Genomic DNA, 13004 nt, shown 5'->3' on the forward strand with positions numbered 1-13004 from the left:
ATGACCTTAGGCTTTAACAAACTTGCCTGGCTATTTTTTATCCTGCTGTGTTCAGCCTTACTTAATGCCTGCAGTACCCTAAAGCAGTTCGATAGCCCGGTTGCCGTTCGCTCAATGAATACTGACGAGTACATCAGAATTAAACGGGGCGATGTGCTTACCAGCAACAGACCTAGTGCGGCCTCTATAGAGACGATAAAAGTAGCTGGATTAGATGTTAGCGCCTGTCTCAATTTAGATAACCCGGGCCATGAATGCATTGCCGCACTGCTGCAAACAAGCGGCATTAATGATGAAAGACGTTTATCTACTTTGTCAGAACTGTGGGTGCAGCAGGCGCTGTCAACATCGCAAACAACAGCCGCCGAAGCACGTCTGCATGCCTGGCTGCAAGCTGCCCGCTATGCTTATGCTTATCTGTTTTTTACTAACCGCTCTGCCGGAGAGCGAGCATTTGAAGACCGACAAACTCAGGTACGTGATTATTACAATTTAGCCGTGCAAGAGACGGCTACCATTCTGTTTGAAGCGCATGAGCGGAGTAATAATGTCAGTCCTGACATCGCCCCATTTTCCATGAGTGGCTGGTTAATCAAAACAGATTTGTCAGGAACCAATATTGCGCAAAGTGAGCAACCGATCCATAACTTATTTGCCGCTCCCTCTCTAGCTTTTACGGGGCTTCGCAGTCAGTATCGACGCGATGGTTTTGGTGCAGAGTTGGTTGCTGACCGAAGCGTGAAAACTAATGCTGGCGTTCTAACCAGAAATAGCGATAGCAAAGATCACGTTGCAGCCAGACCGACCTGGAGCGAGATGCCGTACCCGGTTGTTACCGCTTTATTGCGCTTTGAAAGTGATTCCCTTGCAGATATTTTAGCCACTACTGAAGTGACTTTCGCGGTGTATGATCCTTACCGGTACTTTGCTACCCAGCTATACGAGCAACATATCCCTTTAGCCGGACACTTTACCGCAGGCTATGGGCTGTGGCTGGCTCAGGCGGGTTTTGCCCGGCAGTCGATACGTACCTTACTGGGCCGTGAGCAAAACTTCGACAAACCACATGTATACTTGATGCAGCCATATGATCCGGACCGAAGGGTTATCTTAATGATCCATGGGCTGGCCAGTAGCCCTGAAGCTTGGGTAAACGTGGCAAATGAAATAATGGGTGATGAAATACTGCGCAAAAAATTTCAGGTGTGGCAGGTATATTACCCCACTAATATTCCTATCCCGATTAATCACTTCGAGATCCGCAATACTATCAATGCAGTGCTTCATCATTATGATCCACAAGGTTCGGCGACAGCATCAAAAAACATGGTCGTTATGGGCCACAGTATGGGCGGTGTCATCGCCCGGTTAATGGTATCGTCCAGTGAAAACCTGATGAGCGAAGTATTCCGGGATGTTGAGTTCGAACCCAAACGTCGGCAACGCATTGAAGCGCACATTAAGCCAATATTACAATTCTATCCAATGCCAGAAGTGTCTCGGGCAATCTTTATTGCCGCGCCTCACCGAGGTACTCCCTTTGCAGGACAAAGATTAGGGCGTTTTGTCGCAGGCATGATCAAACTGCCGTTAACTATTCTTGAGGATTTTGCTGATGTACTGCAGGGCAGCGCTGATGCTAGCGGAACAAACCCAAAGCATCGGCTATACCTCCCAAACAGTATTGATAACTTAAAAGCAGATGATAGCTTTATTTTAGCCTCTGCTAAGCTTCCAATTTCCTCGACAGTGGACTATCACTCTATCATTGCCAGAACGCACTCTGATGGAAAGCTAGAAGACAGTGATGATGGCTTAGTTCCCTACCAAAGCGCTCACCTGCCTGAAGCGGTATCTGAAACAGTTATTGTCTCTGGCCACAGTGTTCAGGAAACCGCTGCGGCTATTTTAGAGATTAAGCGTATCCTGTTTGACGATTTAGAAAACACTGCAGCCATTAATATTATAAATTAAACCTAAGAAATAAACGTATGCTGGCCTTAGCAGACAGTTGGTCACGCCATTTGCGTAATAGCTTTACGAAAACGTGATAATGAAAAGGTAAATAAAACACTGCCGATAATCACTAGCCAAAGAAATTGGGGCCAAACAACATCCAAGCCGGCACCACGATAAAGAATAGCCTGCGCTTGGCTAACAAAATGAGTGGTGGGTGCCGCCAGCATAATATTTTGGACTAGATCAGGCATACTTTCTCTTGGCGTGGAACCGCCTGAGAGCATTTGTAGCGGCAATAAGATAAGTATCATCAGCATGCCAAATTGGGGCATATTCCGAGCCAGGGTTGCGATAAAAATACCTAATGACGTTGTTGCAAACAGATGTAAAGCAGCGCCCAGCAGGAACAGCATGACAGAACCTTCAATTGGTACCTTTAAAGCGCCTTGAATCACAAAAGTCAAAGAAAACGCGGCCGCAAACAACACTACAACGCCCATCGACCAAATTTTTGCCAGCATAATCTCTGTGGGTGTAACAGGCATTACCAGCAAATGCTCTAGGGTACCGTGTTCACGCTCTCGTATCAGGGCGGCGCCAGTCAGGATAATCGATAGCATCGTCACATTATTGATAATCTGCATGACGGAGCCAAACCACACCTTTTCCAACGTGGGGTTAAACCTAACCCTTAATTCAAGATCTACAGGGGTTGACGCCAGGCCGCGCTGATGCTGCAAAAATTCGCTGATTTCCGCCATAATAATTTGCTGAATATAACCGCTGCCGCTAAATGCCTGACTCATTCGGGTTGCATCTGTACTGAGCTGTATATTGGTTATGTTCCCAGCTAGAATATCGCTTTGAAAGTTAGGTGGTATATTAACCACAAAAGTATAACGGCCTGAGTCCATTCCAGGGTCCATCTGCTGCAGAGAAATTAACTCGGGGATGTTAAACTGGGGCGGATAAAACGCCGATACAATTCGGGCAGAAAGTGGTGAAGCATCTTCATCAACTACCGCTATCGGGGCTTTATGCAATGTTTCTGGCATAGCAGTGGCTCCGGTATAAACCGATATTGTAAAGGTATAGAAAATCAGAAATAGCATGATTTTATCACGCCTTAAACTCCAGAGTTCTTTCACCCCTAAGCGATAAATATTAGCTAATATTCGCATACTAACGCTCCTGCTTCTTCAGCAATAACACCGCCGCAGTAAGAATTACGGGTATTGCCAGTACCAATGGTAAAAACGAATGATACAAATCACTGAAATTAAGCGCTTTGCTGAAAACACCTCTGCTAATGTCAATCATATGAGTCGCAGGGTAAAGCTCGCCAATAAGGCGGCCAGCGCCTTCCATTGAAGATACCGGATCCAATAACCCGGCAAACTGTATTGCTGGGATCATCGTGGCTAACATGGCAAAAAACATAGCCGCTATCTGGCTTTTAGTAATCGTTGAAGCTAAAAGCCCCAAGCCTGTAGCAATAATGCAATATAAAACAGCTGCAAACAGCAGGGTGATAAAGCTACCGGTAATGGGCACCTCAAACAAAGTAACAGCCAGCAAACACATTAACAAAAAATTGATTATCGCCAAAGCAACATAGGGTAACTGCTTACCTAGCATAAACTCTATTTTTGTTACCGGGGTAACATACAAGTTGAGAATAGAGCCCAGTTCTTTTTCCCGCACTACTGCCAGCGCCGTTAGCATTGCCGGCATCATCAGTAACAACAGCGGAATAATGCCGGGCACCATCGCTGGCAGGCTACGCACATCAGGGTTATAGCGGTAACGAGTTTCTATACCTACGGCACTACTCACGCTATTGTTAGTTCGCAGACGGGCCTGCTCCGTCAGCCAATGTTGATGTATGCCTTGTACATAACCTTTAACTGTTTCGGCCCGTTGTGGCATAGCGCCATCTACCCAGGCTCCAACCGAAGTGGGGGTTCCCCGTTCAATATCTCTAGCAAAACCAGACGGTATCTCCAACACTAAAGCAAGCTCGCCACTACGCATTCTATTATCAAGCTCTGCATAGTCTCGTAGTGGCTCCTGTTCTAAGAAATATCGGGATCCCGACAAGCTAAGGGTGTAATTCTGGCTTAATACCGTTTGATCTCTGTCCAATACGGCATAGCGTAAATCTTCTACATCCATACTGATGCCAAAACCCATTACAAATAACAGGATGAGTGATCCGACTAAGCCAAGGGTACTTCTTACCGGATCGCGGCGTAACTCTAACGCTTCGCGCCACATGTAACTGAGCATACGCTGGACACTAAAAAGTTGTTTTGGCGAGGTCAACACTTTGCTCTTGGCTGGTGTCGTAACATCAACTATTTCAGGCTCTGCTGCTTGACTGTCACCGCTGGCTTCAATTAAGTAATCAATAAAGGCCGCTTCTAACGTTGTTTTACCGCGTTTTTGCATCAGTAGCGCAGGCTTATCACTGTCCAGCACTTTTCCGGCATGCATCATCGACATTCTGTCGCAACGTTCGGCTTCATTCATAAAATGGGTAGAAATAAAAATAGTCACCTGATCCTGCCTGGATAAAGCAGTCAGCAAGCGCCAAAAATTATCCCTGGCAATAGGGTCAACGCCAGAGGTCGGCTCATCCAGGATCAGTAACTCTGGCTTATGTACCATAGCAACAGCCAATGACAAGCGCTGACGGATACCAAGAGGTAAGCTTTCCGGTAGTTCATCTGGCACTGCAGTTAAATCAAAACGCATGATCATTTCGGCTACCCTGCCAGGAATATCTTGCTCCGCAACATGGAACAGCCGGGCATGTAACACCAGATTTTGTACTACTGTCAGTTCACCATATAATGAAAACGCTTGTGACATATAACCAACGCGTTTACGGGTGTTGATATCTCTGGGATCGACTTCCTTACCAAATAACCAAGCCTTACCTTCGGTTGCTGGTATCAAGCCGGTAAGCATTTTCATCGTAGTAGATTTACCACAACCATTTGATCCCAAAAAACCAAAAATCTCGCCACGACGAATACGAAAACTGACATTATCAACGGCAGTGAAGTCGCCAAAACGCATCGTCAGCCTCTCTGCTTCAATAGCGATATCAGTTGTATCTCCGCTAAGAGGTGTTATTTCGACTGGCTTGTAGCCACGTTTCTTTTCTTCCGGTAGAAGTTTAATAAAGGCATCTTCCAACGAAGATGATGAGGTTCGGACAAGTATTTCCTCTGGAGTCCCGGTAGCTAGAATTTCACCATTATCCATGGCAACCAGCCAATCGAAAGCGGCAGCTTCATCCATATAGGCGGTGGCAACAACCACACTCATCTGCGGATAGTCTTGTTTAATCCGGCTAATCAACTGCCAAAACTGACTGCGGGCGAGTGGATCTACACCTGTCGTCGGTTCGTCCAGAATTAAAAATTGCGGGTCATGGATTAGTGCACAACACAATCCAAGCTTTTGTTTCATGCCTCCAGATAATTTACCCGCAGGGCGGTCAAGAAACTTATGTAGCCCTGTTGATTTAGTTAAATCGTCAATTCTGCGACGACGCTCTGCAGTAGAGTGACCAAACAAACGGGCAAAAAATTGTAAATTTTCTTCCACCGACAAGGTAGGATATAAATTCTTACCGAGCCCCTGCGGCATATAAGCAATATGAGGGCAAATTTTGTCGCGATGCGCTTTACTGCTCATATCACCATCTAACACCTCTATCTGCCCATCCTGTATCTTTTTTGCACCAGACAGTAGTGACAATAAACTGGATTTCCCTACCCCATCCGGACCAAGTAACCCCACCATTTTGCCAGATGGGATTTCAAGCGTTATATTTTTCAGTGCCTGATTTTTACCGTAGTGCAGGCTTACTCGTTTGATTCGAGCGACAGTCATGGCGTAACTCGCTCAGGGAGATGTGCAGGCCATTGTGCATCGGTACTGAGCTTTACCCAGGCTACTCCAGGTAAACCTGTTTTTACCTGTGTGATATGTTTTTGCAATATATCAGGGGGAATTTGAGCTTTCACCCTGAACATCAATTTTTCACGTTCGCTGGCAGTTTCTACCGTTTTTGGGGTAAATTGAGCAACATCAGCTACATAGGATATCTGCGCCGGAATAGAAACATGTGGCGCCGCATCCAGAATAATCCGCACTTCACTACCTATCGCAATACGTCCGGCTTGTGCAGCGGGTAGAAAAAAGGTCATATAAACATCAGTCAGATCAATCATATTCAGTATGCGACCACCACTGCCGAAACCTCGCTACAAAACAACGAACTGGAAACAGTACAACAAAGCCTTAATCAACCGCGGTTCACTCACTTTCTGGATTGATGAAGAAGCCATTCGCCAGTGGAAGCAGAGCAAACAAAATAAACGAGGTAGACCTCGTCAGTTCAGCGACTTAGCCATTACTACTGCGCTTATGGTGAAACGAGTTTTCTCAATGCCGTTGAGAGCATTGCAAGGATTTATCGATTCTGTTTTTTCATTGGCTAACGTCCCTATAGTCTGCCCACATTACAGTTGTATCAGTCGAAGAGCTAAGCAAGTCGAGGTTTCATTTAAACCAAAGAGTAGAGGCGCAATACAGCATCTATCTATTGATGCAACAGGTCTCAAGGTTTATGGCGAAGGTGAATGGAAGGTCAAGAAGCATGGTACTGACGGGAAGCGTAGAGTCTGGAGAAAGTTGCATTTAGCGGTAGACACCAGCACTCACGAAATCGTCGCGGCAGAACTGAGTTTATCTAATGTTACCGATGCAGAAGTCCTCCCTAACTTGCTCAAGCAAACCCGCCGAAGAATTATCGAGATATCTGGCGATGGCGCTTATGACACAAGGGATTGCTACGATGCCATACGGTTCAAGCGAGCTGTTCCACTCATCCCTCCAAGAGAAGGGGCAGCCTTCTGGGAGAATGGTCACCCTAGGAATTTAGCGGTAGGTTGCCAGAAGCTCTACGGCTCCAACAATAAGTGGAAAAAGCGGTACGGCTATCATCAACGCTCACTATCAGAGACAGCAATGTATCGAGTGAAGCAGTTGTTAGGTGGGCGATTAAGTCTGAGAAACTACAATGCTCAGGTTGGTGAAACTTACGCGATGATTAAAGCGCTGAACAAACTTACAGGGCTTGGTATGCCTGAAACTCAGTGTATTGTATAAGAATCAACCAATTGCAGGCAGTTTGGTTCTCTGACCGAATTACGCAACATATATGGACGCACCTCAGGATGCAATGACTGATTCAATGATACGGTCGCTAACATATATCCGACGTCTTTCTAGGTCTACTATGTGACCTGCGCCATGATGTAATCCGCTCCTCACTGTCTTTTCAAAGCCTCGGTTTCAATAACCTCGTTGCGTTATCAGAGTGTAGTAAGGATGGTTCACCGTTTATTCATCAGCTATTGCAAACTCAGTTGCTTCTTGAGGATATCTCCTTAGAACTTAGTATTTTTAGTCAAACAGGCTTAAATGCCTGATTAATATCGTATTCACTATTTTTCGCCAAGATGTGCCATGCTACCCGACCGAGCTTGTTTGCAAGAGCGACAATCGCTTTTGCTTTTCCTCGGCGTGCAATGAGTCCTCTCAACCATGCTCCCATAGCATCCGTTTTGTTAGCTCCGCACCGAACCACTGCGCGAGCACCGTGAATAAGTAATGCTCTCAATTCGCGATTGCCATTCTTCGATAGAGAGCCAAGACTACTTTTTCCGCCTGTACTATTTTGTTTTGGAACTAGGCCACACCATGCTGAGAACTGGCGACCATTTTTGAATTGGTTTCCAACACCTACCTCACTAATCAGCGCCGCTGTCAAAATCGGACCAAACCCAGGAATATTCCGAATAGCCTCATATTTTGGATTTTGCTGACTCAATATGGTGACACTTTGGGTCATTTCATCTATCTCTTCGCTAAGACTGACAAAGTCACAGTATAAAGTTTGCAGTAAGTTCCTCATTACTGGGGAAAGGGCATTCTCTGCGTCTTCAAGAGCTAGCGGTAAATGACTTCGTAAAGCTTTAATAGAGAGAGGAAATACTACCCCGTATTCAGCAGCCAATCCTCTGATCTGGTTCGCCAAGGCAGTTCTGTTTTCTACCAAACGTTTACGGACACTGCGTATCGCTTTAAGGTCTTGTTGTTCAACAGACTTAACAGGCACGAAGTGAAGATTAGGTCTAGAATAGGCTTCGCAAATGGCTCTTGCATCATTAGCATCGTTCTTTTGCCGCCCAACAAATGGTTTTACATGCTGAGCTGGAATAAGAGCCACTGTATATCCTAGCTCTTGAAATATTCTGCCCCAATGATGAGAAGTTGCACATGACTCCATTGCTAGAGCAGTTTGCTCTGGTAGTTGGCGGACAGTATCGAGAAGCTTATCTCGCTTTACCTTTCTGTTTGATAAAATTTGTCCATTTGTACCCAGAACACACACTTGGAAGAGATTTTTCGCTATATCAATACCGACAACTTTAATAGACATACTTGTTACTCCTGCTCTTAATGGTTGTACTATTAGTTTGGTACAACGACGCTAGAAGGGAGGTGCGTCCATCACATCAAAGCCTGTAAAAAGCGGAAAATATCGTCACTTGATACGCTTTCACGCATAGCCAACGCGGTGGTTCGTCAGCAGCCATACCCAAATGTGTTCGACCTTAAGCACACGAGTTTTTATCTAAATACCTAGTCAACATGCTACTGGTGAACGCTTACCTATGAATTAACCATCAACCCTCCAGTAAAATAATTACCGACCTAGTAAACACTCTTCCATCCACTCATCGACCTCACTCTCTACCCAAGCCACCGCCCTATCACCCAAACTCACGGATTTCGGAAACTCTCCCTCACTCATTTTGCGGTAAATCGCTGAACGGCTTAATGCTGTTTTTTCCATCACTTCTTTTAGTTTTAAAAATCTCATGGGACGTTCTCCTATGTCTGTGGTCCTCATGGGATAAAGCGATGTTGTAAAAAATAAGATGGCGCCTAAGCCAACTCATATTCAAAAAATAATCAGATATATGTCATCTCAGTGAACCCCTAAGTGATGTACCAAGGAGACTGAAATGACAACATCGAAAAAATACCAACAACAACAGCATTACCAAGAAAATGAAGTACTAGAGCAAGCCGCTCAAATTCTGGCTAATCGTTATTTACGAACCGGCGCCTTTTGTCATCCTGAAGCCACCAAAGAGTTTCTACGCTTTAAATTAGGTGGGTTAGAGCGGGAAGTATTTTCCGTGATGTTATTGGATAATCAACATCGTTTGATTGAGTTTAATGAGTTATTTCAAGGAACGATTGATGCCGCCAGCGTCTACCCTCGTGAAGTGGTGAAAGCCGCCTTAGCCTGTAATGCCGCTGCCGTGATATTCGCTCATAATCATCCATCCGGTCAGCCTGAGCCTTCAGAGGCCGACAAGCGCATTACACAACGTTTAAAAGACGCCTTAGCGTTAGTCGATATTCGGGTATTGGATCATATTGTGGTCGGTGAAGGTTGTGTCTCTTTTGCTGAAAGGGGACTTTTATGACCGTTCAACACACCATCACTACGAGTGTCGAAGCAACATTAGCCGCGCCACTGACTCAAGTGCTACGCCGCTTTACTATCCCCGAGCATGCCAAGCGGATCATAATGAACTGTCGCCAAACAAGCTATTACCGAATCCGACAAGGATTAACACCCATGGAGCTACAACTTGTCCGTCACAGTGCGATGGATGTGTGGCACATCGTCATGATGGCAAGCTTTTCCTATCCCCATCAGCAAAGCTCTTCACTAGAACTCGATCTCTATTTTCATTTTCCCAATGGCTGGTGCTACCAAGCCGATGTTGGCTCAGCCAGTCTGGCTCATGATGAAGTGCAAACCTTATTGTCTGTCTGGACAACAAGTTTCGCTAGGCATCTTGCTCGACGTGCTTTTGATGAGATCACGGTAAGTGTCATCACCACTCAATAACACCACTGATCACTTAATGGCTCTACCGAATATCACAAGGAGGATTTATGTCTCAACTCACCTTTACAGCGTCTACGTTGCCCATCTCGCACAAGCTGCATGACTTATTGAATGAGCAGCTCAGTGCCTCATCGCTGAGTTCATCCGCTTTAGAAGCTCAATGCTTGCTGGTGTTTCACTTTCGAGATAAAGCCTACAGCGCAGAGAATGGCGGCTTTCATCCGGTTGAAATAGCGCTCAGCAAAATGGCGGATGCATGGCATATCGATTATCTGACCGAGTTTGCTTACTTTGGTCATCCCTACCCTGAGCTTGAACGCTGCTTAGATTTTGACTTTCAACGTGGAGAGTTCTTCGCAGCTTATCAAGGATGGCACCCAATCAAGGGCAGTCATGAAGCAAAAGCACTCTATCAACTGTGGGAACATAACTTTCTCGCTTATGTAGCGATGGGAGTATTTGATGAAATCACTTTGAGTTAGCGACTCATTAGATCAATTACCCATCGCAAGTGGTTACTCCATTCCATATTCAGCAGAGACCAGGTAGTTTCTACTAAATCACGAGCACATAAAGGATTACAGTTATGAAAAGCAATGAGTTAATTTCATCACTAGAAAAGAATATTAGTAGTACAACGTTAGATACAACAACAAAACAGTTATTATTTAATAATTTAGCCCTACTCCGTAAAACAACGCTCAATATCCTGATCACTGGCGCGACTGGCGCAGGCAAAAGCTCAACCATTAACGCACTATTTAACATACCGATAGCTGAAGTAGGAATTAATAGTGAGCCTCATACTGAGTGTGTTCAGCATTACCAATTAAATAACCTTGTACTGTGGGATACCCCTGGGTTAGGTGATGGTATAGAAGAAGATACAAGACACATAAAGGCGATCAAACACTTGCTCAACAAGAAGGACGCTCATGACCAGCTAGTAATTGATTTAGTACTAGTAATACTTGATGGCGGGTCTCGTGATCTAGGTACGCCATTAACTCTCATTAATGACATCATTATCCCACATTTAGGAGATGAAGCAGAAAAACGACTGATTGTTGGTATTAACCAAGCAGATGTAGCGTTGAAAGGCCCAAAGGCATGGAACTATATTGATAATGAGCCAACCGATGAAGCGTTAGTTTTTCTTGAAAAACAGCAAACATCGGTAGCTAAACGAATACATAAAGCCACGCAGATAACCATTGCGCCTATCTACTTTGTTGCTGGCTACAGTGATGGTGTGAATCGACAGAGACCGTATAACTTATCAAAATTGTTGTATATCATTGTCGAGCTGTTACCTCAAAATAAAAGAGTAATTCTGGCGAACCGAACCATTTCCAATGACGTGAATAATTGGAAAGATAACGACGCCAGCGATTACAACAAAAAAACCAGCTTAAGTCTTTGGGAAGCCATTGTAGAAACAACACTACAAGGCGCATCTATCGGCTCCGATATAGGGGCTATATTCGGAAAACCAGGAAAGGCTATAGGTAAAGTTATTGGTTCTGTTTCTGGCTTATTCTTTGGTGGGATAAGATATATCTTCGGTTTTTAAACACAATAAACATACCATTAAAAAGAGGCAGATCCTCTTTTTTTATTTTCGGCTAGTAGAAAAGTTTTTTAATCCGCTAGCATATACTTTTGTATCAACTTTAGCTAAGTAACTTAGACGATAAAAACATACTTTATATTCATCTAAAAAATTCGCACTACTTTTACTGACATAATAAATAGAGTTTTCAGGAAAATGAATACTAGTATTTACTTCAAAGCAATCTAACCCTAAAGCACTCGCCCATGCCTCCTTTATCATAGATGACAAATTGCCATAGTCATGCTGGTAGTTGCCAGGGCAATAATAGATATCTCTATTAAAGAACAATGCCAGGTGATAATGTGGTAACACTGACGTATTCTGCTCTTTAACCCATACGTATCTCATATTACACTCTCCAATTTTTCCCTTCCGCCTTAAATCATTCTTTATCTTAGATTTCAATGACTCAATAAATCGAGTAATTGTACATCCATTATAATTTAAATAAAATTTAGGATATCTAAGATCAACTCGTTGAACATAAACTCTCCTATATTCATATAATGATAAGTCCAAGGTTTCTTTAATAGAAAATAAATATTTAATCACTAATCCACCATGATGGTTAATCACAGGAAGAGAAAGAAATCTCTTTTCATTGGTTAGAGTACGATGTCTAGTTGAAGTAAGTTCTTTCATTAGTTATCTCTATGGTTGTTTGTTCATAGAAGGTAACTATCTTGTTATTTTTATAGTTATTTAATTTAAATGTTCTATATATATTATTATACCAGCGCATTTTACTCATTTCTTTATCTAACAAACCTTGCTATCACCGGATTGTTCAAAATAACGTCACGTCTCGACACTCTGATAAAAGATCATGATAGAGTTAAGTAAACCTTCTTCACAAAAACCGCTTCAATCCCCTGGTAGGATCACAAAAAACAACGTTCACTCTAGAGTTAAATCATGATTTAATCTACAATAAATCTACAATAAATTTATCTTTAATTGTCAATAAAACAACTGTAAACCGACGACAAAAATACAATAAAAAACTGTATTTATCACAAAAAATACATATATAAACAACATTAATTAGTGGGATAGAATATGGAAATTAAATGTAAAAAAACAGGATTAAATGTTGTTGATATTATAAAAATTAAAAAATATATTGAAGAAAGTGATATTAACTTTATAAAAGCAAAGGTGTTAGCCAACTACTGCAAGGATATAAAACAAGGTAATGATATTATAGCTTATGGTATTTTAAAATCATACAAAGATAAAGTAGTAATTAAAAATAAACCAAATCGCTTGAATTTAAAATCAGAATTCGAAATCGAGTAGGAGGCGGGATCACTCCCGCCGTCCTCTCACACCACCGTACAAGCGTGGATCGCATACGGCGGTTCCGAATAGATTTTCAATGTTTCATACCCTTCCAACAATGAGTATAACCCCAAC

The 13004-nt window shown here is 43.3% G+C and carries 13 protein-coding genes and 1 pseudogene; 7 read left to right on the forward strand and 7 right to left on the reverse strand.

Annotation, left to right across the window (positions count from 1 at the left end; translation table 11 throughout):
* Positions 1-1974, forward strand: coding sequence for an alpha/beta hydrolase (locus FKQ60_RS02440; RefSeq protein WP_170905954.1), 1974 nt, complete (start codon positions 1-3; stop codon positions 1972-1974).
* Between the two features lie 41 nt (positions 1975-2015).
* On the opposite strand, the gene FKQ60_RS02445 is transcribed toward FKQ60_RS02440, so the two are convergent.
* From FKQ60_RS02445 to FKQ60_RS02455, 3 genes are read right to left on the reverse strand one after another with little or no spacing between them, the layout of a single operon-like run.
* Entirely contained in the window at positions 2016-3140 is a 1125-nt protein-coding gene (locus FKQ60_RS02445) for an ABC transporter permease (protein ID WP_170905955.1), read from the reverse strand.
* Between the two features lies 1 nt (position 3141).
* On the reverse strand, positions 3142-5865 hold the full coding sequence (gene rbbA, locus FKQ60_RS02450; protein ID WP_170905956.1) for a ribosome-associated ATPase/putative transporter RbbA: 2724 nt from the start codon (positions 5863-5865) through the stop codon (positions 3142-3144).
* The gene (locus FKQ60_RS02455) at positions 5862-6182 is read right to left on the reverse strand and encodes an HlyD family efflux transporter periplasmic adaptor subunit (RefSeq protein ID WP_249374186.1); all 321 of its coding nucleotides are present in this window, start codon (positions 6180-6182) and stop codon (positions 5862-5864) included. The genes rbbA and FKQ60_RS02455 overlap by 4 nt, the downstream gene beginning before the upstream one ends.
* Before the next feature lie 43 nt (positions 6183-6225).
* Here FKQ60_RS02455 and FKQ60_RS02460 point away from each other — a divergent pair, with 43 nt between their 5' ends.
* Positions 6226-7146 (forward strand): IS5-like element ISVpa3 family transposase, encoded by a 921-nt coding sequence (locus FKQ60_RS02460; RefSeq protein ID WP_170905976.1) that lies wholly within the window; start codon positions 6226-6228, stop codon positions 7144-7146.
* 301 nt (positions 7147-7447) lie between these two features.
* On the opposite strand, the gene FKQ60_RS02465 is transcribed toward FKQ60_RS02460, so the two are convergent.
* Positions 7448-8482: an IS110 family transposase gene (locus FKQ60_RS02465; RefSeq protein WP_170905359.1), complete on the reverse strand. Its 1035-nt coding sequence runs from the start codon at positions 8480-8482 to the stop codon at positions 7448-7450.
* 267 nt (positions 8483-8749) lie between these two features.
* Positions 8750-8956, reverse strand: a complete 207-nt coding sequence (locus tag FKQ60_RS02470; protein ID WP_170905360.1) for an AlpA family transcriptional regulator — start codon at positions 8954-8956, stop codon at positions 8750-8752.
* A gap of 115 nt (positions 8957-9071) precedes the next feature.
* On the opposite strand from FKQ60_RS02470, the gene radC reads away from it, so the two are divergent.
* From radC to FKQ60_RS02490, 4 genes are all read left to right on the forward strand, one after another.
* Positions 9072-9542, forward strand: a complete 471-nt coding sequence (gene radC / locus FKQ60_RS02475) for a DNA repair protein RadC (RefSeq protein WP_170905361.1) — start codon at positions 9072-9074, stop codon at positions 9540-9542.
* Positions 9539-9973 (forward strand): DUF2787 family protein, encoded by a 435-nt coding sequence (locus FKQ60_RS02480; protein WP_170905957.1) that lies wholly within the window; start codon positions 9539-9541, stop codon positions 9971-9973. Before radC ends, FKQ60_RS02480 begins: the two co-directional genes overlap by 4 nt.
* 47 nt (positions 9974-10020) lie before the next feature.
* Positions 10021-10455: a DUF2787 domain-containing protein gene (locus FKQ60_RS02485; RefSeq protein WP_170905363.1), complete on the forward strand. Its 435-nt coding sequence runs from the start codon at positions 10021-10023 to the stop codon at positions 10453-10455.
* A gap of 104 nt (positions 10456-10559) precedes the next feature.
* Positions 10560-11546: a GTPase family protein gene (locus FKQ60_RS02490; protein ID WP_170905364.1), complete on the forward strand. Its 987-nt coding sequence runs from the start codon at positions 10560-10562 to the stop codon at positions 11544-11546.
* Positions 11547-11588: 42 nt separating this feature from the next.
* Here the strand turns inward: FKQ60_RS02490 and FKQ60_RS02495 are convergent, their stop codons facing one another.
* Complete coding sequence (locus tag FKQ60_RS02495; protein WP_170905958.1) at positions 11589-12230, reverse strand: inovirus Gp2 family protein; 642 nt, start codon at positions 12228-12230, stop codon at positions 11589-11591.
* Positions 12231-12647: 417 nt separating this feature from the next.
* On the opposite strand from FKQ60_RS02495, the gene FKQ60_RS02500 reads away from it, so the two are divergent.
* Entirely contained in the window at positions 12648-12887 is a 240-nt protein-coding gene (locus tag FKQ60_RS02500; RefSeq protein WP_170905959.1) for a hypothetical protein, read from the forward strand.
* A 26-nt stretch (positions 12888-12913) separates the two neighbouring features.
* Here FKQ60_RS02500 and FKQ60_RS17765 read toward each other — a convergent pair.
* A pseudogene (locus FKQ60_RS17765) lies at positions 12914-13004 on the reverse strand (RNA-directed DNA polymerase); the annotation flags it as partial.

This window comes from Vibrio sp. A11 (genome assembly GCF_013048705.1).
GTDB classification, from domain to species: domain Bacteria; phylum Pseudomonadota; class Gammaproteobacteria; order Enterobacterales; family Vibrionaceae; genus Vibrio; species Vibrio metschnikovii.

Coding starts and splice junctions, on each gene's coding strand:
- FKQ60_RS02440 (WP_170905954.1), top strand. CDS start 1: ATGACCTTAGGCTTTAACAAACTTGCCTGGCTATTTTTTATCCTGCTG.
- FKQ60_RS02445 (WP_170905955.1), bottom strand. CDS start 3,140: ATGCGAATATTAGCTAATATTTATCGCTTAGGGGTGAAAGAACTCTGG.
- rbbA (WP_170905956.1), bottom strand. CDS start 5,865: ATGACTGTCGCTCGAATCAAACGAGTAAGCCTGCACTACGGTAAAAAT.
- FKQ60_RS02455 (WP_249374186.1), bottom strand. CDS start 6,182: ATGACCTTTTTTCTACCCGCTGCACAAGCCGGACGTATTGCGATAGGT.
- FKQ60_RS02465 (WP_170905359.1), bottom strand. CDS start 8,482: ATGTCTATTAAAGTTGTCGGTATTGATATAGCGAAAAATCTCTTCCAA.
- FKQ60_RS02470 (WP_170905360.1), bottom strand. CDS start 8,956: ATGAGGACCACAGACATAGGAGAACGTCCCATGAGATTTTTAAAACTA.
- radC (WP_170905361.1), top strand. CDS start 9,072: ATGACAACATCGAAAAAATACCAACAACAACAGCATTACCAAGAAAAT.
- FKQ60_RS02480 (WP_170905957.1), top strand. CDS start 9,539: ATGACCGTTCAACACACCATCACTACGAGTGTCGAAGCAACATTAGCC.
- FKQ60_RS02485 (WP_170905363.1), top strand. CDS start 10,021: ATGTCTCAACTCACCTTTACAGCGTCTACGTTGCCCATCTCGCACAAG.
- FKQ60_RS02490 (WP_170905364.1), top strand. CDS start 10,560: ATGAAAAGCAATGAGTTAATTTCATCACTAGAAAAGAATATTAGTAGT.
- FKQ60_RS02495 (WP_170905958.1), bottom strand. CDS start 12,230: ATGAAAGAACTTACTTCAACTAGACATCGTACTCTAACCAATGAAAAG.
- FKQ60_RS02500 (WP_170905959.1), top strand. CDS start 12,648: ATGGAAATTAAATGTAAAAAAACAGGATTAAATGTTGTTGATATTATA.